We start from the raw sequence: 24713 nt of genomic DNA, 5'->3' as shown, positions 1-24713 counted from the left end.
CGAGCGACCAGTTCGCCGATGGCAGCCAGGCGGCGCGCAGCGGAGGCGGCCTCCAGTCGGGCCCACCCCGAGATCGCTGCCACCAGGGCCTTGTCGTCGACGTCGGCCAGCGCCTCCGGATCCGCCAAGGATACTTCGAACATACTTTCGATTTTAGAGTGGGGGTGTGACAAGTTGGTGCCGCGCGCTCAGGCCCCCGCGATCTTGAGGTTGCGGTCCAGGAACTCCAGCTGATCTGCGACCGCTCGCTCGAAAGCGTCGCCGACATAGATGTCGAAGTGGCCCTCGCGATATCTCTTGACGGTGCCGCGGGGCGCCTTCGCGGCGTAGCGCAGGGTCGGTTCGGGCGGGGCGACCGAGTCGGTGTCGCACACGCAGAACAGAATCGGGCAGCTCACCTTGGCCGCCTGCCGGCCCGGCCGGTAGGCCAGGATCTTCATCCCGATCCGGGCGGCGACCTCGTTGCGCAGGTTCTGCCCCTGCGGAACCAGCTTCAGGTAGCCCGGGTACGAGTCGGGCGTACTCATCAGCGCGACGTCTCCGGGGCGGCCGGCGGTCGCCACCATCACCGGCGGGTTGCCGAGCCGGGCCGCGGCCAGATCCCGCAACGCCAACAGGCTGATCCGCGCGATGGTCAACGGTGGAATGGTGCGCGCGGAGGCGATCCCGTCGGTGAACGGGCATTGCGCCACCACCGCCGCCACCCGCAGTCGCGCCGCGGTGGCGATCACGTGGCCACCACCGAACGACGTGCCCCACAGGCCGATCCGGTTGCGGTCGACACCGGCCAGGGTGTGCGCGAAGTCGACCGCGGCGGACCAGTCCGCCAGCTGCATGTCCACATCGAGCAACTGGCGGGGAGCGCCGTCGCTGTCGCCGAAGTTGCGGTAATCGAACACCAGGCAGGCGTAACCGGCCGCGGCGAACCGCTCGGCGTAGGCGTCGAGCCGCATGGTTCGCACCGCACCCAGGCCATGCGCCATCACCAGCAGCGGGGCACCGTCGCGGCCGGCGTCATCGGGGCGGTACAGCCAGGCGCTGATTCGGTCCGCGCCCGATCGAAACGAGACATCTTCGCGGATAGCCATGCCTAAAGGTAGCCCCGCGTGTGGTAAACCGGCTTCGTGACCGGGGCGGTGACTCAAAGCCAGTTTCGGAGCCTTTTGCAGAGCCTGACGGAGGTAGTGGGCTCCGCCTACGTCACTGACGATCCCGACGTGCTGGCCGGCCGCAGTGTCGACTACACCGGTCGTTACCGGGGCCGAGCGGGTGCGTTGGTGCGGCCCGGGTCGCCCGAGGAAGTCGCCGCGGTGCTGCGGCGCTGCCGCGACGCCGGCGCGCACGTCACCGTCCAGGGTGGGCGTACCTCGTTGGTGGCCGGCACCGTCCCCGAGCACGATGACGTGCTGCTGTCCACCGAGCGGCTGAACACCGTCGGTGAGGTCGACGTCGTCGAGCGACGGGTGAGTGTGGGGTCGGGTGCCACGCTCGCGGCGGTGCAGCGCGCGGCGACCGATGCCGGGCTGATCTTCGGTGTCGACCTGACCGCCCGCGACACCGCGACTGTCGGTGGCATGGCCTCGACCAACGCCGGCGGGCTGTACACCGTGCACTACGGCAACATGGGCGAGCAGCTACTCGGTCTGCAGGTGGCGTTGCCGGACGGCACATTGGTGCATCGGCACAGCGCGGTGCGCTCCGACAACACCGGCTACAACCTGCCGGCGCTGTTCGTCGGTGCCGAAGGAACCCTGGGCGTCATCACCGGCCTGGATCTGCGCCTGCATCCCGTGCCGGTGCACCGGGTCACGGCAGTCTGCGGCTTCGCGGAGCTGACAGCCCTGGTCGACGCGGCCCGAATCTTTCGCGACCTCGACGGCATCGCCACCTTGGAGTTGATCGACGCCCGCGTCGCGGCGCTGACCGGGGAGCGGCTCGGGATCGGCGCTCCGGTGCGCGGTGACTGGCTATTGCTGGTGGAATTGGCGGGCGACACCGATCAGACCGATCGTCTCGCCGAACTGCTGATGCAGGTGCGGTCCTGCGACGAACCGGCGGTGGGCATCGACCTTGCAACTCAGCAGCGGCTCTGGCGGATTCGCGAGGCGATCGCCGACGTGCTGGGTGCATTCGGGCCGCCGCTGAAGTTCGATGTGTCCCTTCCTTTGGCAGCGGTCGCCGAATTCGCCGCGGCGGCGAGCGCGGTGGTACGCCGGCATGCACCCGAGGCGCTTCCGGTGCTGTTCGGTCACATCGGCGAGGGAAACCTGCACTTCAACGTGCTGCGCTGTTCGGGATCAGCCGAGCCGGCACTGTACGCAGCGATGATGCAACTCATCGCCGAGTGCGGCGGCAACGTCAGTTCCGAACACGGGGTGGGCAGCCGCAAGCGGGCCTACCTGGCGATGTCGCGCGGGCCGGACGACATCGCCGCGATGCGGACGATCAAAGCCGCATTCGATCCGACCGGCTATCTCAATGCCGCGGTGCTCTTCGACTAGTCGCGGTGCTTGATGCCGACGGCCTGACGCAGCTGGGCGAGGAACTGCTCGGAGTCGTCGCTACGAATGATGTAGTGCGAGATGGCAATCCGGATAGCTGCGGCCGCCTTCACCGGGGCGTCCGGTCCGGTCAGCATCCGTTGCAGACCCTCGCGCATCGGCACGATGATGCGGGAGAAGTCGGCGAGCACATGTTTGGGCTCGATGTCGATCATGCGCACGCCGGTCGACGAGTGCTGGTAGTCGACAATGAACCGCAGTGCAGCATCGAGCTTTTCGGCGCCCTTCAGCCCTTCGGTGGCGCGGGCGATCCCGCTGTCGAAGATGTGCCGCTCGTAGCGGGAGAACGCCGAGATCAGCTCTTCCTTCGATGGGAACCATCGGTACAGGGTGGGGCGGGATACCCCGGCCTGGGAGGCGACCTCGGACAGGCTGAGCTTGGTCATCCCATTGCGCCCGAGCACCTCGGCGGTGGCAGCGAGGATCCGCTGCCGGGTCGAGCTGTCGGGTGCGTCCACCGTGCTGCGGGTCATAGCGGAGACTTTACAAAAAATAGCGATAGTGTCACGCTGGTTCGGTGCCTGGACATAGTTCCTCACCGTCACGGGCCCCGGAGGATCGGGACGTAGGGCAATTATTGTGATCGAAGCGCCGCAAGTCACGTGCGAGGAACGCACGCATCCGCCGCGAGCCGTGATGATCGTCATCGAAGCAGTCGGGATCGGCCGGGCGGTCGCGGCCCAGTTGGCCGCGCAAGGACACCTGGTGCTGATCGGCGGTCGACGACTCGAGGAGTCCGAGCGGCTCGCAGCGCGGTTGCGCGACCGCGGCGGCAGTGCCTTCGCGGCGCACCTTGATCTCGCCGACCCGCGTTCGATCAACCGATTCCTGGCTTCCGCGCACTACCTCATCGGCACCCCGGACGTTCTCATCACCGATTTCGGCCTGGCCGGCCGGGCGGGCGAGTGTTCGGAGGCCGCCGGAGTGGGGGCGCAAACCCTTGCCACCCGGGTGATTCCGGCCATGATCGCCCGGGGCAGCGGTGACGTCGTGCTGGTCGGCCCGGAGTTGGCCGGGGTGAGCTGCGCCGCCGCCGGGCGCAAGGTCGACGCCTGGCTCGCGGCCCTGGATGCGGAGTTCGTCGGCACCGGGGTGCGGGCGTCAGTGGTGCGGTCGGCCCAGCCGGGTGCCTTCGCGTTCACCGCTGAGGCCGGCCGCCTGGTGGCCGGGATGGCCAACGAGTCGCGGCTGCGTCTGGTCGAACTTCTCCCGGCCGCAAGGAGCGATCCGCTAACGACGGCGCACGAGGACTGACTGCGCAATGCCCGCCACCGGGCCCTGCTGGTCGAACAGGGTGCCGATGGTGGTCCCGATGCCGTCCGGACCGTAGTTGGTCTCGGCGCGGATCCCGATCCACTCGCCGTCGGGAATCCGGTGCACGTGCACCACCAGGTCGGTGTTGAGGAACGTCCACTTCCTGATGTCGAGCTTGGTACCGACCCCGTTGGCGTCGTCGGCCACCGCGAACAGCCGCTGCAGCGGAGTCATCGCTTCGCCCTTGACCAGGTCCACGATCGGTGAGATCCAGGATTCGCCGGCCCCGGGGGCCAGTGGCGTGGTCAGCCACCGCCAATCCAGGCTGTGCACGTAGTTGCGGTCCCAGTTCTGCTGCATGTTGTTGCTGCGCGCCTCGCTGACGGGCCGCAGCGGGGGAGCCGAGGCGTGCTGCACGTCGCCGGTGTCCAAGGTCTGCAGCCGCCAACCGCTGGCGCGGGCGACCGGCCGAGGCAGCTGGTCGGGACCGGGTGCCAGCATCTCGGCGCTGACCAGTTCGATCTGCTTGCCGGCCCGGTCGACCTGGCCGCGTACCCACAACGCGCCCTCGGCCGGCACGGGCCCCAACAGGTCGATGCTGACCCGGCTGAGCCGGGTGTCGTCGCGGGGCGCCAAGCGCTCCAGCGCCCGCACCAGCAGCGCCGAAACCGGTGCGGCGTGCTGAATCTGAGCCGACCAGGTACCGCGCACCAAGTCGGTGGCAGCGAACTTCTCTCCCCGCGGATCGGCGGCGTCCAGCAGCTCGTAGTAGGAGTCGGTCATCGAATCCCTTTCAGGGCAGTCCGGCGCCGGGAATCTCCACGGCCACCGTGTCCAGACGCGACTCGCGGCTCCCGACCAGCCGTTTGGGGTAGGCGGACGGGCTGGACAGCAGGAACAGCGTGCGGCGTTTGGGCCCGCCCAGCGCGCACGCGATCGCGGCCCGCCCGTCGGTTGCGATGCGGTCGGTCACGACACCGCCCTCGGTGATGCGCTCGAACTGATTGGCCAGGGTCATCGCTGTCCAGATTCCGCCGGCGGCGTCCAGTGCGATGCCATCCGGTGGACCGTCCAACCCGTCGGCGAACACCCGGCGGTCACGCAGGCCACCGTCGGCGCTGATGGTGAACCGGGTCAGCCGGCGACCCATCGACTCGGCGACGATCAGCGAGCCGCCGTCCGGGGTGATCACCATCCCGTTGGGAAAGTCCAGGTCCTCGGCGACGATGCGCACGCTGGCGTCCGGATCGACGCGCACCACCACACCACCGGAGTAGGCCTGCGACCCGATATAGCTGCGGCCTGCCGCGTCCACCACCATGTCGCCGAGATCGGCCGGCACCAGCCCGCCAAGGTCGACCAGCGTGCTCACCGCGTCGCCGTCGTAGCAGAGCACCTGGCGGTCCGAGGCCGAGGCGATCAGCAGCGATCCGTCCGGCCGGAAACCCAGGCCACTGGGGGTATGCCCCGGCAGCGGGACCGTAGTCATCGAGCCGCGCAGGTTCACGGTGTGGATCGCCTCGCCGAGCATGTCCGAGAACCACAACAGGCCCTCGAACCAGCGCGGTCCCTCCCCGAAGCAGAAGCCGCCCGCCAGCGGCGCGGGTGGTGACGTTGACCCCGGGTTGTCCTGCTGCGAAGTCGTTTCGGCGATACCCAACACTGTCGCCCTCCTGTCCTGCGGCCGCGGGCGCGGTCAGAGCCCACTTTACAAAATGTGGCTCAAATGTCACGCTCGCGGAATGGCTGAAGCGTCTCCGACCACCGAAACCTCCCCTGCGGCGCAATGGTCGGTGAGTGGCCTGCTGGAGCTTTTCGAGGTGACGGCGGACGGCCCGGACCGGTTCACCGGCGCGACCGGGCTGGCCGGCGACGACGAGCGCCAAGTCGTGGAGGGCACCCAACTACTGGCGCAGGCGATCGTCGCGGCGGCGAAACGCTTCTCGGACAAGTCCGTCCGATCGGTGCACGCGGTCTTTGCCCGGGCTGTGCTGGTGGGGCCGGCGGCGGAATACGTGATCGACGTGGTCAGCGAGGGGCGTTCTACGGCCACCGCGGTGATCTCGGTGCTGCAGAACGGCAAGCGGTGCGCAACCATCACGGTGCTCGCCGACGTCCCGTCGGCGGATGTCATCACGCACCACCTGCCCCGCCCCGACGTGGCAGCCCCCGCGCAGGCCAACCCCTGCGTCATGCCGATGACGGGGCGCGAGGTGCGCCTCGTGGATGTCGTCGACGTCAACAGTCCCGACGAGGTGGGCCCGCCGGAGCTCTACGCGTGGCTGAATTACGACCCCATACCCGCCCGCGACGACCTCGCCAAGGCGCTGATCGCGTATTTCACCGGGCATTTGGGCATCTCGACGACGATGCGTGCGCACGCCGGGATCGGTACCAGCCAGTCGCACCTGACGGTGTCCACCGCTCCCATGACGGTCACGGTGAGCTTCCACGAACCGGTGCGCTGGGCTGGATGGATCCTCTACGGCCATGAAAGCACCCAGGTGGGTGCGGGCATGTCCTACGTCCGCGGCACCGTGCACACCGAGGACGGCGAACTGCTCGCCTCGTTCGCCCAGGACGGTCTCATTCGGCCACTGCGCACCAGCGACAACAAGATCGCCGAGCACTCGCGGCTATAGCCGCGGGCGCCGGGCCGGCTTCGGCAATTCGGCGAAACCGCCGACGCGTGACAGGTCAAAGCTGAAAAGGCCTGCGATGGGCGCACTCTCGGGCAGCGGGTCGGCGTAACTCCAGGCCACGTCCGGCACGACGGTGTCACCGACCACCGCAGACCAGTACGTGGCGTAGCCCTTGTAGTTGCAGTAGGTCGACGTCGTCGAGGCCTGCAACAGAGCGGTGTGCACGTGGTCCGGGGCGACGTAGAGCCGCGGCGCCAGGGCGGTCTCGAACAGGATCACGGTGTCGTCGGTGTCCACCAGGACCACCCCGGCGAGTTCGACGCGCAATGCGCGGCGGGTGGGCCGGCAATCGACCCGGTGATAGGGGTTCGGCGGGTAGTGCACCAGCCGGCGGCCCTCTTCGAACCAGGCGTCCACGGCGTCCCAGGGGACCTGCACGAAGCCGGATGCCTCCGGCAGCGCCCGGTGCGGCAGGTCGCCGATGGAATCGGCGGGGAAGGCGTAGCCCAACGGCTCGCCCTGGCGATGCACCAGCAGCGCGTTCTCGGTATCGATCACGGTCCGTTCGTCACGGATCGCCCGCACGCGGCGCGGATGCGGTTCGACGTACACCAGGGCGCCGGTGATCTCCGGCGAGAACCAGCCGGCTCGCTCGGTGCTGAGCGGGCCCTGCCCGGCAACCAGACTCATTTCACTCCCACCCGCGTTCGCCTCATTCGGCTTTACAAATTCGACTCCAACTGTAATATCTCGGAAAAGTTGTGCTGCGCGGTCGGACGGTTTGTCCGGCCGCCGGCGCCGTCTGAGATTCTCGCGACGAGCTGGGATGATGTGATGACGAGTACCGCTGCGGCCCTGGATTCCCCGGCGCAGGACCAGTACCTGCGCTACCGCCTCGATGTCATCGCCCTCGATGTCCCCGCCCTGGTGCACGGGGCGGGTGGCTGGCTGTATCACCGTGCGGCGACCGGCTGGGACGTGCGTGTGCTGGTGCCACCGCACCTGGATCTGCGGCCGTTACAGATCCTGGGCCTGAACCCCGCCGACCTCGAGACGGAGCTGTCCGCCCCCGAGGGGGAGGCCTCCGGGCACAGCCTGGCCGTGGTCGCCGACGCGCTCGCCGCCGACCCGCGGATCAGCCGGCGGGTGCACCAGGCGCTGCGGCGCAGCCTGACCGAGGTCGTGTTGTGGGGTGAGCGCTGGCCGCTGGAGGTGGAGCACCGGCTGAGCGCCGTGCAGCACATCCCCACCGTGGCGGGCCGGGCGTTCAAGAGGCAGGCGCTGGCCGCCGCCGACATCAGCGACACAGCACAGGTCGACGGTCCGGAGGTATTCCGCAGCGACCAGAAGCATTGCCTGCCGGTCAATTCCGACCTGGTCCCGGTCGGCTGATGCGCAAACACTACGACCACACCCTGCTGTATCTGCACGAGACGATCGACCTGGGCCGCGGCCTGCGCGACGAGTTCACCCGCAACTTCACCGAGATCTACCAGCCGATGATGACCGAGTTGGGCGCCCGCCTGTTCGCGCTGTGGGAGAGCACCGCCTACAACGGGCACTGGCCGCAGGTCACGGTCATCTGGGAGATCGACGCATTTGCCGACTACGCCCGAATCGGGCGGGCGCAGAGCAGCGGCGGCAGCCACGCCCAGCGCGCGACCGAATGGTCGACCTACCTCGGCGGTATCGGAGCGTCGGGGGAGGGCCGCATCATGTACCCCGGCCCGCACAACAAGACCCTGGCTGCGCTGCGCGCGGCGGAGTTCGACGCGACCGTGGTGATTCAGGAGATCATGCAGACCAAGCCCGGTCGCCAGGACGACTACATCCGCGAACTGGAGCGGCTGTACGTGCCGTGGTCGGAGAGCACCGGCAAGCGCTGGCTCGGTTCGTTCACCACCACGTTCCGCTACAACGAGGTCATCCACTACTGGGCGCTTGACGGCGGTTGGGAGTGCTTCGCCGAGCACTACCCGTCGTGGAAGGACCACCCGCCGGCGGAGATCGTGACGTGGATGAGCGTGGCGCCCGCGTTACGCGACGGCTGGGAGGACTCGATCCTGCAAGCCCTGCCGCCCTCCCCGCTGCAGCGAGACGCCACGTGACAAGCGTTGCCGCACCGCAGTTCTCCTACGATCCGTTCGACCCGGCGGTGATGGCCGACCCCCTGCCCTACTACCGCGTGCTGCGCGACCGGCACCCGATGTACTACGTCCCGCAGTGGGACCTGTACGCCTTGTCCCGTTTCGATGACATCTGGGATGTGCTGGCGGTCAGTGACGGAACCTTCGTGGCTTCCGAGGGAACGCTGCCGGCGGCCAATGTGCTGGCGCAGCACAACAACGGGGCGGTCCCGGATCCGCCGCTGCACCCGCTGCCCTTCCACGCCGTCTTCGACAAGCCGATCTACGACGACATTCGCCGCCTGCAGTCCCCGGCGTTTCGGCCCCGGTCGGTGGCCGACTGGGAAGACCGGGTCCGCAACTTGGCCAACCAGCGGCTCGATGAGTTGCTTCCGCTGGGCCGCTTCGACCTGACCTGTGACTACGGCGGAGTCGTGGTGGCCCAGGTGGTCTGCGAACTGCTGGGCATTCCGATCGAGTGCGCCGCGGAGGTACTGGCAGCGGTGAACGCCGGCAGTCTCGCGCAGGCCGGCAGCGGGGTGGACACGGCCGCGGCACGGCCCAACTACCTGCAATACCTCATCCCGGCCGTGCAACGCCGGCGCGCCGAGCGGGGTCCCGCCGAACTGCCGATCGTCGACGGGATGCTCGCCTACCGCCTACCGGACGGTAGCGATCTCGATGACGTCGAAGCCGCGACGCAACTGCTGTGCATCTTCATCGGCGGTACCGAGACCGTGCCCAAGATCGTCGCGCATGGGTTGTGGGAACTGGCTCGGCGCCCGGACCAACTGGCCGCGGTACGGGAGAACCCGCAGGACACGGTGCAGCTGGCACGCGAGGAGATGATCCGGTATTGCGCACCGGCGCAATGGTTCGCCCGCACCGCCCGCAAACCGTTCACGCTGCACGGGACGACGGTCGAGCCGGGCCAACGCATCATCACCCTGCTGGCGTCGGCCAACCGCGACGAGCGCCAGTATCCCGAGCCCGACGAATTCCACTGGGACCGGCCGATCAAACGGTCACTGGCATTCGGGCGCGGGCAGCACTTCTGCATCGGCTACCACCTGGCCCGACTGGAAGTGACCGTCCTGGTACAGGAATGGCTGCGCCGAGCTCCGAATTATCGGATCGTCGACGACGGCGCGACCAGGCTGCCGTCCAGTTTTCAGTGGGGCTGGAACACCATCCCGGTGGAGGTCTGAAACATGTGGGCATACCGGTTGATCGCGCCGTATGAGTTCGAGAAGGTCGAGCTCGCCGATCCCGCCGCGCAGCAGGTCGGTTCGGGGCAGGTGCTGTTGCAATTCATCGCCGCCGGGGTGTGTGGCAGCGACCTGCCGGCCTTTCGTGGCGCGCAAGGCAGATTGCCCGGTGACGACGGCGCCGGCGCCGCGGAGAAGCTCGGCTTCCCGATCCACGAAATCGTCGGCGACGTCATCGTCAGCCGGCACCCGCAGCACCAGCCCGGGGACCGCGTCGTCGGCTGGGCGTCGGGCTTCGACGGACTGAGGGAACAGGTGATCAGCGACGGCGAGGGCCTGGTGGCCTACGACCCGGCGCTGGCGCCCGCCCAAGCCGTAGGCCTGCAACCGCTGGCCTGCGTGCTCTACGCCGTCGAACAGTTGCCCGACCTGGCCGACCGCCACGTGGCGGTGATCGGTCAGGGCTCGATCGGTCTGCTGTTCAGCGCTGTCGCCAAAGCGGCGGGTGCGCGCCGCGTCACCGGCGTGGACCCGATCGACCGCCGAGATATGGCCTCCGCCTTCGGGGTTGACACCGTGGTGCAGGCGACCAGTGACCGGTGGGTACGCCACCTGGACGCGGGCGACCGCCCGGAGATCGTGATCGAGGCCGTTGGCCATCAGGTTGCCACCCTGGGCCACGCCATCGAGGCCGTCGCACCCGGCGGCACGGTGTTCTACTTCGGTGTCCCCGACGACGACAGTTATCCGATCAGTATGCGCACCATGCTCCGCAACAATCTGACCCTGATCTCCGGAGTCACCCAGGATCGGCGGCGGATGCTGGCCGCCGCAGGCCGATTCGCCGCTGATCATCCAGAACTGCTGGGCAACTACGTCACTCATGTCTTCGGTTGCCACGAAGCCCAGGCGGCGTTCGAGTTGGCGACCCGACCGGTGCCGGGCCGAGTCAAGATCGCCATGGTCGCATGACGTCGGCGCTGCGTGCCGCCCTGGCCGACCGGGCACCGCTCTGGGGCGGCTGGGTCACGGGGCCCACGGTGCTGGGCCCGGAGGAATTCGCCCGTGCCGGCTATGACTACGTGGGTTTCGACGCCCAACACAGTTACCTCGACGATGCCGATATCGCCGCCATGCTGCGGCACACCGAACACCTGCCGATCGCCACGGCGGTCCGGTTGCCCAATGCGGATCCGGCTCCCATCGGGCGGGTGCTCGATGCCGGGGCCGACGCGGTCATCATCGCTCTGATCGAGACCGCCGAGCAGGCGGCCGCCGCAGTGGCCGCCACGCGCTACCCGCCGGCGGGGGTCCGCAGCTTCGGGCCGCTGCGGCTCGGCCTGGGCCGCGACCTGGCCACGCTGGAATCGCGGGCAGACGTCTTCGCGATGATCGAGACCGCCGCCGCCTTGGCCGATGTGGAACGGATCTGCGCGGTTCCCGGACTGGCCGGCATCTACGTGGGGCCCGCCGACCTGGCGATCTCGATGGGCGTCGACGTCTCCCAATCCACCACGCACCCCGAACTGGTCACGGCGATGACACGAATCCAGTGCGCGGCAACGGAAGCGGGCGTGATCGCGGCGATTCACGGCGGATCGGGCGCGATCGGAGCGGCGCTGGCCGCGCGGGACTACCAGATGATCACGCTGGCCGCCGAGTCTGCGGCGCTGCGCCGCGGAGCCCTCGAACACCTCGACGAGGCGAGGGGCCGATGAGCTCAGCCCGCGTAGCGCTGGTCACCGGCGCAGCCCGCGGCCAGGGTTGGGCGATCGCCGAACGGCTGCGCACCGACGGATTCGCCGTAGTCGCCTGCGACATCAACGACGCCGAACTGAATGCCGCCGTCGCCGCGAGGGCCGACGATGCGCTGATCGGCGTTCGGCTCGACGTGACCCGCCCCGAGCAATGGAAGGCCGCGGTGGCCACCACCGTCGAGCGGTTCGGGGCGCTGACCGCGCTGATCAACAACGCCGGCACCCTGCGCCGTGCGGCGATCGCCGACGAAACACCCGAGGACTTCGAAAACGCTTGGCGGGTCAACTGTCTCGGGGCGTTCCTGGGAATCCAGGCGGCGCTTGCGTCCCTGTGTGCCGCCGACGGTGCCGCCATCGTCAACACCTGCAGCACCGGGGCGATCCGCCCCTTCCCGCAGCACAGCGCCTACGGGTCGTCGAAATGGGCGCTGCGCGGCCTGACCCAGACCGTCGCCGCCGAGCTCGTCTCGGCCGGCGTCCGGGTCAACGCGGTGTTTCCCGGGCCGATCGCCACCCCGATGCTCGACGACGTCACCCAGCAGCGCCTGGCCGCGGTGTCGGCGGGCGGCCGGCTCGGCCGGCCGGTCGAGGTGGCCGACGCGGTGGCGTTCCTGGTATCCGAAGCCGCATCGTTCATCACCGGCGCCGAGCTCGTCGTGGACGGCGGCCAATGCCTGCAGATCCGATGAAGATCGGCATCATCGGCGCCGGACCGGGCGGGCTGGCACTGGGAATCCTTTTGCGGCGTGCGGGATTTTCCGACTTCACCATCTTCGACCGGGAGGACGGGGTCGGTGGAACCTGGCGGATCAACACCTATCCCGGGCTGGCCTGTGACGTCAAATCACACCTGTACTCCTATTCCTTCGACCTGAATCCGCACTGGTCGCGGCAGTGGTCGCAGCAGCCCGAGATCCTGGCCTATTTCGAGCGCTGCGCGGCCGAGCACGGCCTCGATGCGCATCTGCGGCTGCGCACCGAGATCCGTGCTGCCCGTTGGGAGCCGGACCGACGGCAGTGGTGTCTGAGCAGCAGCGACGGCGCGCAGCATCGGTTCGACGTGGTGGTCTCGGCGGTCGGGCTGTTCACCCAGCCGGTGCTGCCCGATCTGATCGAAGAACAGCCCTTCGCCGGCACGGTGATGCATACGGCGCGGTGGGACCATTCGGTGCCGATCGCCGGAGCCAAGGTCGCCGTGCTCGGCACGGGTTCGACCGCGGCGCAACTGCTGCCGGAGCTGGCGGAGGTCGCCGAGAAGGTGTACTCGCTGCAGCGGTCTCCGACGTGGATCCTGCCCAAGCCGGACCGGCGCTACACCCCGCGGGAGCGGTGGGCCTTCGTCCGCATTCCGCTGGCCAAGCGGCTGTACCGGATGCGGCTGTGGCTGCGCAGCGAGTCGAACATCTCGGTGATCGAGAACGGCAGCGACAAGACCCGAGAGTTCACCGATATCGCACGAAAACTCTTGAACAACACTATTTCCGACGAGCAACTGCGGGCAGCGCTGACCCCGGACCACCCGCTGGGCTGCAAGCGTCTGGTGTTCTCCTCGGACTACCTGCCCGCGTTGGCCCGACCGAATGTCGAAGTGGTGACCAGCCCGGCCCGGGCGCTGCGCTCGCGATCGGTGGTCACCGAGGACGGCACCGAGTGCGAGGTCGACGTGGTGGTCTGCGCCACCGGATATGCCGCGGCGGACTACCTCGGTCAGATCGAGGTGACTGGCGAGGCAGGCACCACACTCAAGCAGGCCTGGCGCGACGGTCCGCGTGCCTACCTCGGTATGGCGATGCCCGGCTTTCCCAACTTCTTCATGCTCTACGGACCCAACACCAACGTCGGCTCCAACAGCGTCATCTTCGTGCTGGAAGCCCAGGCGCGCTACATCGTTCGGGTGCTCAAACATCTGCGGCGCACATGCAAGTCCTATGTCGCCGTGCGGCCCGCCGCGCTGACCGACTTCATCGCCAAGGTGGACCGGTGGATGCACGGCACGGTGTGGACCACCCGCTGCAGCAACTACTTTCGGGCTGCCAACGGCCGGGTGGTCACCCAGTGGCCGCGCAGTGCCGGAGCGTTCTGGGCGATGACCCGCCGGTTCCGGGCCACCGACTTCACCTTCGAACCGGCAGTCAGTGCGGATCGAAGGTAATGATCTGACGTACCGCGGCGCCGTCGGCGAGTTGGTCCATGGCCTCATTGATCTGCTCGAGCGGCACGGTCGCCGACACCAGCTGCTCAACCGGAAGACGGCCGGCCCGCCACAACTCCACGAAGCGCGGGATGTCGCGCGCGGGGACCGCCGAACCCAGATAGCTGCCGATCAGTGAGCGCCCCTGCGCAACCAGACCCAGCGGGGACACGCTGATCCGGGCATCCGGTGGCGGCAGCCCGACGGTGATGGTGCGCCCGCCCGGTGCGGTCAGACCAATCGCGGACTCCAGCGCGGCGGGATGACCCGCCGCCTCGATCACCACCGGTGCGCGCACGCCGCCGTCGAGCGCCTGCTGCGGGGTGTAGGTGCGATGGGCGCCCAGCGCGGTTGCGGCGGCCAGCTTCTCCGGAAGGCGGTCGATCGCGATGACCTGCACGCCGTCGTGGGCCAGCGCGGTCAGCACCGCAGCCATCCCGACTCCGCCGAGCCCGACCACCGCGACGGTGTCACCCGGGGCCGGACGGCCGACGTTGAGGACGGCGCCGCCGCCGGTCAGCACCGCGCAGCCCAGCAGGGCGGCCACCGTCGGCGGCACGTAGTCGGGCACCGGCACCGCGCTGGCCTGGCTCACCACCGCATGTGTGGCGAACCCGGAGACCCCAAGGTGGTGGTAGACGGTTTGGTCGGCGCGGTGCAGCCGCAGCCCGCCACCGAGCAGCGTGCCCGCGCCGTTGGCGGCGCTGCCGGGCTCACACGGCGCCAGGCCGTCGGTGGCGCACGCCGGGCAGTGCCCGCAGCGCGGCAAGAAGGTCAGCACCACCCGCTGGCCCGGCTGCATCCCGGTGACTCCGGCGCCGACCGCTTCGACGACGCCGGCGGCTTCGTGGCCGAGCAGCATCGGCACCGGCCGCACCCGGTTGCCGTCGACCACCGACAGATCGGAGTGACAGACCCCGGCGGCCTCCACCCGCACCAGCAGCTCGCCCTCGCCGGGCGGGGCCAGCTCCACCTCCGTCACCGTCAGCGGGCGCGAGACGGCGTAAGGGCGCGGCGCCCCGATCCGCTCCAGCACCGCCCCGCGGATCGTGGTCATGCTGGAATACAACCATGAGTTCGGACGCAGCGGTCCCGCCCGCTCCGGAAGGGTTGACCAGCCACGACTTCCCGGTGCACTGGCCGGTGCTGACCCGTTGGGCCGACAACGACATGTTCGGCCACCTCAACAACGCGGTGTACTACCAGCTGTTCGACACCGCGATCAACGGATGGATCGCGGCCCATGTCGACGTCGACCCGGTCGCGATGCCGGAGCTGGGGGTGGTCGCCGAATCGGGCTGCCGCTTCCTGGGCGAACTCGCCTTCCCGGACCGTCTCGCGGTGGGACTGGCCGTCACCCGGTTGGGCCGCAGCAGCGTCACGTATCGGCTCGCGCTGTTCCGGGCCCCTGAAATCGGAAGTGACACCGGCGCCGTACCGCTCGCCGCGCTCGGGCATTGGGTGCACGTTTATGTCGACCGCGCCACCCGGCGGCCGGTGCCGATCCCCGACGGTATTCGCGCGCTGTTGGCCACCGCCCAGGTTTAGCCCGGCGGCTTTTTCGCCGGTGGCTATGCTCGGCGGATGCCGCTCGTGAGCAAGACTGTCGAAGTCGCCGCCGACGCCGCCACCATCATGGGGATCGTCGCCGACTTCGAGGCGTACCCGCAGTGGAACGAAGAGATCAAGGGGGCTTGGGTGCTGGCTCGCTATGACGACGGCCGGCCCAGTCAGCTGCGGCTGGACGCGTCCTACTCGGGCTTCGACGGCACCTTTATCCAGGCCGTCTACTACCCCAGTGGCACCCAGATCCAGACCGTGCTCCAGCAGGGCGACCTGTTCACCAAGCAGGAGCAGCTGTTCTCGGCGGTCGAGATCGGCCCCACCACGTTGCTCACCGTCGACATGAACGTCGAGACCCAGATGCCGGTGCCCAAGCCGATGCTCAAAAAGGCATTCAGCAACGCCCTGGACTATCTGGCTGACAATCTCAAACGGCGCGCCGAAGAACTGGCTTCGGGCTAGCACGAAGCGGGAGACCCGAATTGAGCCACCCAACCGTCGATCCCGCCGAGCAGCCCTACCGGGCTCGTCGCCAGAACTGGGTCAACCAGCTGGACCGGCACGCGCTGATGCAGCCGGACGCTCCGGCGCTGCGGTTCCTGGGCCAGACCACCACCTGGTCGCAGCTGCGTGATCGGGTCACCGCGCTGGCCGACGCCCTGAGCCGCCGCGGGATCCGCGCCGGTGACCGGGTGATGATCCTGATGCTCAACCGCACCGAGTTCGTCGAGTCGGTGCTGGCCGCGAACATGCTGGGCGGCATCGCTGTCCCGGTCAACTTCCGCCTCACCCCACCGGAGATCGCCTACCTGGTCACCGACTGCGAGGCCAGGGTGCTGATCACCGAACCGGCGCTGGTGCCGGTCGCCACCGGTGTGCGCGAGCTGACCGGACTGCTGGACCACGTGGTGGTGGCCGGCGGTTCAGCGAGTGAGGGCCTGATCGCCTACGAAGACCTGATCAATGAGACCGGCGAGCCGCACGCGCCGGTGGACATCCTCAACGACTCACCAGCCCTGATCATGTACACCTCGGGCACCACCGGCCTGCCCAAGGGAGCGGTGCTCACCCACACCAACCTGGTCGGTCAGACGATGACGGCGCTGCACACCGCCGGAACCGGCACCGCCGACGTGGCCTTCATCGGGGTCCCGTTCTTCCACATCGCCGGTGTGGGCAACCTGCTGCCCGGCATGTGGCTGGGCATCCCGACCGTCATCAACCCCCTGGGTGCGTTCGACGCGGGCCAACTGCTCGACGTGCTGGCCGCCGAGCGGGTCACCGGAATCTTCCTGGTGCCGGCCCAATGGCAGGCGGTCTGCGCACAGCAGCAGGCCAACCCGCGCGACATCCGGTTGCGGACCATGTCGTGGGGAGCGGCGCCGGCTTCGGACGCCTTGCTGCGCCAGATGGCGGAGACCTTCCCCGGCACCAAAATCCTGGCGGCCTTCGGGCAGACGGAGATGTCGCCGGTGACCTGCATCCTGCTCGGCGAAGACGCCACCCGAAAGCTCGGCTCGGTCGGCACCGTCATTCCGACCGTCTCCGCCCGGGTCGTCGACGAGCAGATGAACGACGTCGCCGTCGGCGAGGTGGGCGAGATCGTCTACCGGGCGCCCACCCTGATGGCCGGCTATTGGAACAACCCGGAGGCCACCGCGGAGGCGTTTGCCGGTGGCTGGTTCCACTCCGGCGATCTGGTCCGGATGGACGAAGAGGGTTACGTCTGGGTGGTCGACCGGAAGAAGGACATGATCATCTCCGGCGGCGAGAACGTGTACTGCGCCGAAGTGGAGAACGTGCTGGCCGATCACCCCGCCATCACCGAGGTCGCTGTCATCGGCCGTCCGGACGAGCGATGGGGTGAGGTCCCCATCGCGGTCGCGGCGCTGTCCGGGGCGGGCCTCACCCTGGCCGACCTCGACGATTTCTTGACCGAGCGGCTCGCGCGCTACAAGCACCCCAAGGCGCTCGAGATCGTCGACGCTCTGCCGCGCAACCCGGCCGGGAAAGTGCTCAAAACCGAACTACGCATTAACTACGGGTCGGCTCAGGGATCCGAGTAGGACAGCGCCCCAAGCGATGCCGCCCGAAACAGCGATGAGTGAGGTCGCGGCACGTTACTCTCCGGTAGGAAACCCGCGGAGGTTCCTACCGTTCGATGCCCCTCTCACGCAGCCATCAGGTATTGTCCGATGGTCGCCAAGGGCACTTCGGGCCGATAAGGTGACGCGGGTCTCGCTGATCGACGGACGGGAGAAGACACTGTGCGACGCGGTTCCTTGCTGAGTCGTGCGGCGGGATTTCTAGTGAGGGGGGTGGTGTGACGGCTCCAGCGCGTCCTCGTGTCACCGACTTCCTCCGGGATCGGGTGCTGCCGCCGCTGATCATGGTCGGCGGATTCTTCAGAATGTGTGCTCTGACCGCTCGTGCGCTTTTCGTACGGCCGTTCCAATGGCGTGAGACTCTGCAGCAGGGCTGGTTCATCACCAGCGTCGCCATCATTCCGACCATCGCGGTCGCCATTCCGCTCACCGTGCTCCTGGTCTTCACCCTGAATATCCTGTTGGCGCAGTTCGGTGCTGCCGACGTTTCGGGTGCCGGAGCCGGCATCGCCGCGGTCACCCAGCTGGGTCCGCTGGTCACCGTGCTGGTGGTCGCCGGAGCCGGGTCCACCGCGATCTGTGCCGACCTGGGAGCCCGGACCATCCGCGAAGAGATCGACGCGATGGAAGTGCTCGGGATCGATCCGATCCATCGACTGGTGGTGCCCCGGGTGATCGCCGCGACCGTGGTGGCCTTGCTCCTCAACGCATTGGTGATCGTGATCGGCCTGACCGGAGGCTTCCTCTTCGGCGTGTACCTGCAGAACGTGTCCGGCGGCGCCTATCTCTCCACGTTGACTCTGCTCACCGGGCTGCCCGAGGTCATCATCTCGACCGTGAAAGCCAGTGTCTTCGGACTTATCGCCGGCTTAGTCGGGTGCTATCGGGGACTTACCGTCCGCGGCGGCTCCAAGGGGCTGGGCACGGCCGTGAACGAAACCGTCGTGCTGTGCGTGCTTGCGTTGTTCGCCGTGAACGTGGTGCTGACCACCATCGGCGTGAAGTTCGGAACGGGGACCTGACATGTCGACATCGACAGTGGTTCGGGGCCGCTTTCCCGGGCTGGTTGCGAACTACCAGCGCTACGTCGGGATGGCCGGCCGCGGGCTCGAAAGGAGTGGTCGGCTCGGCTGGTTCTCGCTGACGGCCCTGCGCCAGATCCCCTGGGCGCTGCGTCGGTATCGCACCGAGACGCTGCGCCTGGTCGCGGAATTGGGCATGGGCACCGGCGCCATGGCCGTGATCGGCGGCACCGTCGCCATCATGGGGTTCGTGATGCTGGCCGGCGGCTCGCTGATCGCCATTCAGGGTTTCACCTCGTTGGGCAACATCGGTGTGGAGACTTACACCGGTTTCGCCGCGGCCCTGGTCAACGTCCGCGTGGTCGGCCCGGTCAACGCCGGTATCGCCTTGGCCGCGACGGTCGGAGCGGGCGCCACCGCCGAACTCGGCGCGATGCGCATCAGTGAGGAGATCGACGCCCTCGAAGTGATGGGTATCAACTCGATCGCCTACCTGGTGTCCACCCGCGTGGTGGCCGGTTTCACCGTGATCATCCCGCTGTACGCGCTCGCGCTGATCATGGCGTTCGCCGCACCGCAGATCGTCACCACGTTGTTCTTCGGCCAGTCGTCGGGTACCTACGATCACTACTTCCGAACGTTCTTGCGGCCAGACGATGTGTTCTGGTCCTTCATCGAGACCATCTTGATCGCGGTGGTGGTCATGGTCACGCACTGTTATTACGGGTTCAACGCCAGTGGCGGTCCGGTCGGCGTCGGCGCCGCCGTGGGCCAGTCGATGCGCCTGTCCCTGATCACGGTGCCCACAGTCGTGCTGCTCGCAGCGTTGGCGCTCTACGGCGTCGACCCCAACTTCAACCTAACGATGTGACGGGCATGGCAACCGGCAAGCAGAACAAAGTGCACAACCCGCCGTTCCGGATCGCGGGCCTGGTGACCTTCGCGGTCCTGGCACTGATCGGCGGGCTGGTCTACGGCCAGTTCCGCGGGTCCTTCACCAAGACCACGTCGCTGACCATGGTGGCTCCGCGCGCCGGCCTGGTGATGGATCCGGGTGGGCCGGTGACGTACAACGGCGTCCAGATCGGCCGCGTGGCCGCCATCGCGCCGACGGAGTACGAGAACAAGCCGGCCGCCAAGTTCACCCTCGACGTGAACCCCAAATACATCAAGCTGATCCCCTCCAACGTCAAAGCCGACATCCTGGCGACCACGCTGTTCGGCAACAAGTACGTGTCGCTGACGGCCCCGGAGCATCCCGCGCGGGAACGCATCACCAGCAAGAGCATCATCGCGACCTCGGTGACGACGGAGCTCAACACGCTGTTCGAGACCGTGAACAACCTGTCGGAACACATCGACCCGATCAAACTGAACCTGACGCTGCACGCCGCAGCCGAGGCGCTGACCGGGTTGGGTGACAAGCTCGGCGAATCGCTGGTCAACGGCAATGCGATTCTCGACGACGTCAACGCGCGGATGCCTTCGTTCCGCCGCGACCTCAAGGGCTTCGCGACCCTGGGCGAGGTCTACGCCGACGGGGCGCCGGATCTGATCGGCTTCTTGGACACCTCGGTCGTGACGGTCAAGACGATCACCAACCAGCAGAAGGAACTGGACTCGGCGTTGCTGGGCGCCGCCGGAGTGGGCAACCTCGGGGCGGACGTCACCGAGCGGTTCGGGCCGTACTTCCGCCGGCAGTTCTCCGACTTGGTCCCGGTGTCGGCACTGCTGGATGAGTACAGCCCGGAGTTGTTCTGCGCCATCCGCAACCTGGCCGAGGGCGCGCCCAAGGTCTACGAATTCCTCGGCGGCGACGGCTACGCGCTCGACACCGTCAGTGAACTGGTCGGACCGGCCAACCCGTACGTCTATCCCGAGAACCTGCCGCGTTACAACGCTCGCGGTGGCCCAGGCGGTGCGCCGGGCTGCTGGCAGGAGATCACTCACGACTTCTGGCCGGCGCCTTACCTGGTGGCCGACACGGGAGTCAGCCAAGCGCCGTACAACCACTTTGATACCGGATCGCCCCTGGCCATTGATTACGTCTGGGGTCGCCAAGTCGGGGATAACACGATCAACCCATGAACATCACCAGAACCGCCCTCAAACTCGGCGCCGTCGGCTCGGTGCTGCTGCTCTTCACGGTTGGCCTCGTCGTGGTCTTCGGGCAGATCCGGTTCGACCGGACGGCCCGCTACTCCGCGGAATTCAGCAACGCCAGCGGCCTGCGTCAGGGGCAGTTCGTCCGCGCCTCCGGCGTGGAGATCGGCAAGGTCAAAAAGGTCCGGCTGGTCGACGGCGGCCGTCGGGCCGTGGTGGACTTCGACGTCGATCGGTCACTGCCGCTGTTCCAATCGACCACCGCGCAGATCCGCTACGACGACCTCATCGGCAACCGCTACATGGAGCTCAAGCGGGGCGAGGGTGAGGGCGCCGACCAGCGGTTGCCCATCGGCGGATTCATTCCTGCCTCCCGTACCGAACCGGCGCTGGACCTGGATGCGTTGATCGGCGGATTCAAGCCGGTGTTCCGGGCGCTGGACCCGGAAAAGATCAACACCATCGCCTCGACGATCGTCACGGTCTTCCAGGGGCAGGGCGGCACCATCAATGACATCCTGCAGCAGACCGCCCAGCTGACCGCCCACATCGCCGACCGCGATGCCGCCATCGGCGAGGTGGTCAAGAACCTGAACGTGGTGCTGGACACCGCGGTGCGGCATCGCCAGACCTTCGACGAAACGGTCGACAACTTCGACAAGCTGGTCAAGGGTTTGAACAGTCACGCCGACCCGCTGGCGAACGGTACCGCGGAGTTCGGTAACGCCGCCGGCAACCTGGCGGATCTGCTGGCCGACAACCGCACCCAGTTGCACAGCCTGTTCCCGGTGGCGGGCCCGGAGCCGCCAGACCGGCTCAACGACGTCGACGAGCTGCTGCAGAAGATTCCCAAGGCGCTGAAGCTGATCGGGCGCACCGGTGTCTACGGTGACTTCTTCAACTTCTACATCTGCGACGCGACCATCAAGCTTCCTGGCTTGCAGCCGGGCGGGCCGGTCCGAAACGTCCGGTTGTGGCAGCAACCGACGGGGAGGTGCACGCCCCAGTGAGGACCCTGGAACCGCCCAACCGGGCGCGGATCGGCATCATCGGTGTCGCCACAGTGGCGTTGGTGACCCTGGTGGGTCAGACCTTCACCACGGTGCCGATGCTCTTCGCCGAGCCGAGTTACTTCGGACAGCTCTCCGACACCGGCGGCCTGACCGCCGGTGACAAGGTGCGCATCTCGGGCGTGGACGTCGGCAAGGTCCAAGACCTGTCGATCGAGAACGACCACGTGCTGGTGAAGTTTTCGGTCGGGGCCAACCCGATCGGCAGCGACAGCGTGATCGGCGTCAAGACCGACACCATCCTGGGCCGCAAGGTTCTGTCGATCGAGCCCAAGGGCGAGCGCCGCATTGCGCCGCAGGCCGTCCTGCCGTTGGGCCAGAGCACCACCCCCTACCAGCTCTACGATGCGGTCTTCGACGCCACCAAGGCCGCCTCCGGCTGGGACATCGACACGGTCAAGAAGTCGTTGAAGGTGCTGTCGGAGACGGTCGATCAGACCTACCCCGACTTGAGCGAGGCGCTCGACGGCGTCGCGAAGTTCTCCGACACCATCGGCAAACGCGACGACGAGATCACCCATCTGCTGGCACAGACCAACCAGGTGGCGAGCGTTATCGGTGACCGCAGCAACCAGATCGATGCGCTGCTGCGCAATACCCAGACCCTCTCGGCAGCGGTCAACCAGCGCAGCCAGGCGATCTCGGCGTTGCTGGGCAACATCGCCTACTTCGGCGAACAGGTGCAGGGCTTGGTCCGCGACAATCCGGGCCTGGATCTGAGCCACGTGTTCACCGAGGCCTCCAACATCACCGACATGTTGGTGCGGCGCCAAGATGACCTCAGGGAGATGTTCACCATCCTGGGCAGGTACCTGACGATCGTGAATGACGCGATCGCCTCGGGGCCGTACTTCAAGGTCTCGACCCTGAACCTGATCCCGTACTGGATCCTGCAGCCCTGGGTCGACTCAGCCTTCAAGAAGCGCGGCATCTCGCCGGAGGAATTCTGGCGCAACGCCGGGCTGCCCGAGTTCCGCTACCCCGACCCCAACGGAACCAGGTTCGCCAATGGTGCACCGCCGCCTGCTCCGCAGGTGATCGAGGGCACCGCCGAGCACCCCGGGCCGGCCGTCGCACCCGGATCGCCGTGTTCCTACGCACCGGCTGCGGGCATGTTCCCGACTCCGGGCAACCCGCTGCCGTGCGCCAACCTGGACCCGAATGATGGTCCGTTCGGACGGAGCGGACCGTACCCGGGCCCGACCGATGTGTTGGTCTCGCCGGCAAACCCCGATGGCATCCCGTCCTCGCCGGGCATCTCGATCGCGGGCCGTCCGGGCGAGACGCCGCCGGTGGTGCCTGGCACCCCGGTCCCGATGCCCGACGCCAACCCCGGCGGGCGTTCCGAGCCGATGGGCCCGATCGCCGGTCCGGCTCCCGCCAACCCGGGCGCGGCACCGCCGCCGGCACCCCGGGCACCCGGTCCGCCGGCTCCGCCTGGACCCGGCAACCAGCTACCGGCACCGTTCATCACGCCCGGCGAAGGTGGCAACAGTCAGCCCGGTGGTGGCGGTGGCGCAAGAGGGAGTGAGCGGCCGTGAGTACCGTCTTTGATGTTCGCAACCTGCGACTGCCGGAGCGGTCCCGGTCGACGATGATCGTCGGTTCGCTGCTGCTGGCGCTGGCGCTAGTGGCCGGCTTCGGGGGCATGCAGCTCTTCCGCAAGCTGAACAGCACCAGTGTCGTCGCCTACTTCCCGCAGACCGACGCGCTGTACCCCGGCGACGCGGTACAGATCATGGGTGTCCGGGTGGGCGCGATCGACAAGATCGAGCCCGCCGGCGACAAGATGAAGGTCACCCTGCACTTCAACAACAAGTACAAGGTGCCCGCAGACGCCAAGGCGATCATCTTGAACCCGACACTGGTTGCGTCGCGGACCATTCAGTTGGAGCCGCCGTACCGGGGCGGGGCGGTGCTGGCCGACAAGGCCGTGATCCCGGAGGAGCGCACTGAGGTCCCGGTCGAGTGGGACACGCTGCGCAACGATGTCACCAACATCATCAACAAGTTGGGTCCGACGGCCGAGCAGCCGAAGGGGCCCATCGGTGACGCCATCGAATCGTTCGCCGATGGACTCTCTGGCAAGGGCCAGGAGATCAATACGGCGTTCAACAGCCTGTCGGATGCGCTGACCGCACTGAACAAAGGCCGCGGGGATTTCTTCGCGGTGGTGCGCAGCCTGTCGTTGTTCGTGAAGGCGCTGGACCACAACGACCAGCAGTTCGTCGCGCTGAACCATGACTTGGCCAAGTTCACCAGCAACCTGAACAGCACCGACCAGGCACTGGCAACGGCTACCGACCAGTTCTACGCCACCATGACGATCATCAAGGCGTTCCTGAACCAGAACGCAAAGCCGTTGGTACAGAGCATCAACAACGTGGCCGAGGTGACCACGGCGATCACGCAGCCGGATGCATTGGACGGTTTTGAGACCGCGCTGCACATCCTGCCGAACGTGCTGGCCGGTGTGGACGAGATCTACCACCCGGCGCAGGGCATGGTCCTCGGTTCCCCGGTTATCGTGAACTTCGCGAACCCGATGCAGTTCATCTGCAGCGCGATTCAGGCCGGCAGCCGTTTGGGCTACCAGGACTCCGCGGAGTTGTGCGCGGAATACCTGGCACCGGTGGCCGACGCGATCAAGTTCAACTACCTGCCGTTCGGTATCAACATCTGGACGAACGCGTACACCACGCCCAAGCAGATCGCCTACTCCGAGCCGCGGCTGCAGCCGCCACCGGGGTACAAGGACACCACCGTCCCGGGGATCTGGGTGCCGGACACCCCGACCTCCCACCGCAACACCCAGCCGGGCTGGATCACCGCGCCCGGGATGCAGGGTGTGGAGCCCGGTCATGACACGGCGCGACTGCTGACCCCGGAGTCGCTGGCGCAGTTGATGGGTGGCCCCGACCCGGCCCCGGTCGACTCGCAGTATCAGACGCCGCCTGGCCCACCAAACTCCTACGACGAGTCCGCCGGTCCGCTGCCGTTCATCGGCCTGCCTGCGGGTCAGGCGCCGATCGCGCCGCCCCCGCCGGGACCGAACGTGATTCCGGGGCCGGTGGCACCGATGGCGCCGCGAGGTGACGGCTGATGAGGAGG

25 protein-coding genes are annotated in these 24713 nt (G+C 67.8%); 19 read left to right on the top strand and 6 right to left on the bottom strand.

Annotation, left to right across the window (positions count from 1 at the left end; all coding sequences use genetic code 11):
- Positions 1–188 precede the first annotated feature (188 nt).
- On the bottom strand, positions 189–1088 hold the full coding sequence (locus ACJH5R_RS16060; protein WP_406758863.1) for an alpha/beta hydrolase: 900 nt from the start codon (positions 1086–1088) through the stop codon (positions 189–191).
- Between the two features lie 48 nt (positions 1089–1136).
- Between ACJH5R_RS16060 and ACJH5R_RS16055 the strand changes: the two genes are divergently transcribed.
- Positions 1137–2501, top strand: coding sequence for an FAD-binding oxidoreductase (locus ACJH5R_RS16055; protein ID WP_406759020.1), 1365 nt, complete (start codon positions 1137–1139; stop codon positions 2499–2501).
- Here the strand turns inward: ACJH5R_RS16055 and ACJH5R_RS16050 are convergent.
- A complete protein-coding gene (locus ACJH5R_RS16050) occupies positions 2498–3034 on the bottom strand; it encodes a TetR/AcrR family transcriptional regulator (protein WP_406758864.1) in 537 nt (178 codons plus the stop codon). The genes ACJH5R_RS16055 and ACJH5R_RS16050 overlap by 4 nt on opposite strands.
- A gap of 163 nt (positions 3035–3197) precedes the next feature.
- On the opposite strand from ACJH5R_RS16050, the gene ACJH5R_RS16045 reads away from it, so the two are divergent.
- The gene (locus ACJH5R_RS16045; RefSeq protein WP_406758865.1) at positions 3198–3815 is read left to right on the top strand and encodes an SDR family NAD(P)-dependent oxidoreductase; all 618 of its coding nucleotides are present in this window, start codon (positions 3198–3200) and stop codon (positions 3813–3815) included.
- Here the strand turns inward: ACJH5R_RS16045 and ACJH5R_RS16040 are convergent.
- Positions 3792–4598 carry a thioesterase family protein gene (locus ACJH5R_RS16040; RefSeq protein WP_406758866.1) on the bottom strand — a complete coding sequence of 269 codons (807 nt, stop codon included), beginning with the start codon at positions 4596–4598 and terminating at the stop codon, positions 3792–3794. The genes ACJH5R_RS16045 and ACJH5R_RS16040 overlap by 24 nt on opposite strands.
- Before the next feature lie 10 nt (positions 4599–4608).
- A complete protein-coding gene (locus ACJH5R_RS16035) occupies positions 4609–5469 on the bottom strand; it encodes an SMP-30/gluconolactonase/LRE family protein (protein ID WP_406759021.1) in 861 nt (286 codons plus the stop codon).
- Between the two features lie 88 nt (positions 5470–5557).
- On the opposite strand from ACJH5R_RS16035, the gene ACJH5R_RS16030 reads away from it, so the two are divergent.
- Positions 5558–6457 carry an acyl-CoA thioesterase gene (locus ACJH5R_RS16030; RefSeq protein ID WP_406758867.1) on the top strand — a complete coding sequence of 300 codons (900 nt, stop codon included), beginning with the start codon at positions 5558–5560 and terminating at the stop codon, positions 6455–6457.
- Here ACJH5R_RS16030 and ACJH5R_RS16025 read toward each other — a convergent pair.
- Positions 6452–7147, bottom strand: coding sequence for a DUF427 domain-containing protein (locus ACJH5R_RS16025; protein ID WP_406758868.1), 696 nt, complete (start codon positions 7145–7147; stop codon positions 6452–6454). The two genes, ACJH5R_RS16030 and ACJH5R_RS16025, sit on opposite strands and share 6 nt — an antisense overlap.
- 144 nt (positions 7148–7291) lie before the next feature.
- On the opposite strand from ACJH5R_RS16025, the gene ACJH5R_RS16020 reads away from it, so the two are divergent.
- The 7 genes from ACJH5R_RS16020 to ACJH5R_RS15990 are packed head-to-tail and all read left to right on the top strand — an operon-like array spanning position 7292 to position 13700.
- Positions 7292–7849, top strand: coding sequence for a hypothetical protein (locus tag ACJH5R_RS16020; protein WP_406782343.1), 558 nt, complete (start codon positions 7292–7294; stop codon positions 7847–7849).
- The gene (locus ACJH5R_RS16015) at positions 7849–8565 is read left to right on the top strand and encodes an NIPSNAP family protein (RefSeq protein WP_406758870.1); all 717 of its coding nucleotides are present in this window, start codon (positions 7849–7851) and stop codon (positions 8563–8565) included. The genes ACJH5R_RS16020 and ACJH5R_RS16015 overlap by 1 nt, the downstream gene beginning before the upstream one ends.
- 50 nt (positions 8566–8615) lie before the next feature.
- Positions 8616–9791, top strand: a complete 1176-nt coding sequence (locus ACJH5R_RS16010) for a cytochrome P450 (protein ID WP_406782347.1) — start codon at positions 8616–8618, stop codon at positions 9789–9791.
- Positions 9792–9794: 3 nt separating this feature from the next.
- Entirely contained in the window at positions 9795–10763 is a 969-nt protein-coding gene (locus ACJH5R_RS16005; RefSeq protein ID WP_406782342.1) for a zinc-binding dehydrogenase, read from the top strand.
- Positions 10760–11509: an HpcH/HpaI aldolase family protein gene (locus ACJH5R_RS16000; RefSeq protein ID WP_406782341.1), complete on the top strand. Its 750-nt coding sequence runs from the start codon at positions 10760–10762 to the stop codon at positions 11507–11509. Before ACJH5R_RS16005 ends, ACJH5R_RS16000 begins: the two co-directional genes overlap by 4 nt.
- On the top strand, positions 11506–12237 hold the full coding sequence (locus ACJH5R_RS15995) for an SDR family NAD(P)-dependent oxidoreductase (RefSeq protein WP_406782340.1): 732 nt from the start codon (positions 11506–11508) through the stop codon (positions 12235–12237). Before ACJH5R_RS16000 ends, ACJH5R_RS15995 begins: the two co-directional genes overlap by 4 nt.
- Positions 12219–13700, top strand: coding sequence for a flavin-containing monooxygenase (locus ACJH5R_RS15990; protein WP_406782339.1), 1482 nt, complete (start codon positions 12219–12221; stop codon positions 13698–13700). Before ACJH5R_RS15995 ends, ACJH5R_RS15990 begins: the two co-directional genes overlap by 19 nt.
- Here ACJH5R_RS15990 and ACJH5R_RS15985 read toward each other — a convergent pair.
- Positions 13681–14796 carry an alcohol dehydrogenase catalytic domain-containing protein gene (locus tag ACJH5R_RS15985; RefSeq protein WP_406782338.1) on the bottom strand — a complete coding sequence of 372 codons (1116 nt, stop codon included), beginning with the start codon at positions 14794–14796 and terminating at the stop codon, positions 13681–13683. The genes ACJH5R_RS15990 and ACJH5R_RS15985 overlap by 20 nt on opposite strands.
- A gap of 14 nt (positions 14797–14810) precedes the next feature.
- On the opposite strand from ACJH5R_RS15985, the gene ACJH5R_RS15980 reads away from it, so the two are divergent.
- The 9 genes from ACJH5R_RS15980 (at position 14811) to ACJH5R_RS15940 (ending at position 24705) form a co-directional block, all read left to right on the top strand.
- Positions 14811–15287: an acyl-CoA thioesterase gene (locus ACJH5R_RS15980; RefSeq protein WP_406758875.1), complete on the top strand. Its 477-nt coding sequence runs from the start codon at positions 14811–14813 to the stop codon at positions 15285–15287.
- Positions 15288–15323: 36 nt separating this feature from the next.
- Positions 15324–15764: an SRPBCC family protein gene (locus tag ACJH5R_RS15975; protein ID WP_406758876.1), complete on the top strand. Its 441-nt coding sequence runs from the start codon at positions 15324–15326 to the stop codon at positions 15762–15764.
- A 20-nt stretch (positions 15765–15784) separates the two neighbouring features.
- On the top strand, positions 15785–17368 hold the full coding sequence (gene fadD5 / locus ACJH5R_RS15970; protein ID WP_406782337.1) for a fatty-acid--CoA ligase FadD5: 1584 nt from the start codon (positions 15785–15787) through the stop codon (positions 17366–17368).
- Between the two features lie 323 nt (positions 17369–17691).
- Complete coding sequence (locus ACJH5R_RS15965) at positions 17692–18429, top strand: ABC transporter permease (RefSeq protein WP_109413487.1); 738 nt, start codon at positions 17692–17694, stop codon at positions 18427–18429.
- Position 18430: 1 nt separating this feature from the next.
- The gene (locus ACJH5R_RS15960) at positions 18431–19300 is read left to right on the top strand and encodes an ABC transporter permease (RefSeq protein WP_406782336.1); all 870 of its coding nucleotides are present in this window, start codon (positions 18431–18433) and stop codon (positions 19298–19300) included.
- Positions 19301–19305: 5 nt separating this feature from the next.
- Entirely contained in the window at positions 19306–20517 is a 1212-nt protein-coding gene (locus ACJH5R_RS15955) for an MCE family protein (protein WP_046190985.1), read from the top strand.
- Entirely contained in the window at positions 20514–21542 is a 1029-nt protein-coding gene (locus tag ACJH5R_RS15950; RefSeq protein WP_046190986.1) for an MCE family protein, read from the top strand. Before ACJH5R_RS15955 ends, ACJH5R_RS15950 begins: the two co-directional genes overlap by 4 nt.
- Complete coding sequence (locus ACJH5R_RS15945; RefSeq protein ID WP_083071079.1) at positions 21539–23143, top strand: MCE family protein; 1605 nt, start codon at positions 21539–21541, stop codon at positions 23141–23143. Before ACJH5R_RS15950 ends, ACJH5R_RS15945 begins: the two co-directional genes overlap by 4 nt.
- Entirely contained in the window at positions 23140–24705 is a 1566-nt protein-coding gene (locus tag ACJH5R_RS15940) for an MCE family protein (RefSeq protein ID WP_046189170.1), read from the top strand. The genes ACJH5R_RS15945 and ACJH5R_RS15940 overlap by 4 nt, the downstream gene beginning before the upstream one ends.
- The last annotated feature ends 8 nt before the right edge of the window (positions 24706–24713 follow it).

Source organism: Mycobacterium sp. SMC-19 (genome assembly GCF_045310815.1).
Classification (GTDB): Bacteria; Actinomycetota; Actinomycetes; order Mycobacteriales; family Mycobacteriaceae; genus Mycobacterium.
This window is presented reverse-complemented; position numbering and strand designations above follow the sequence as displayed.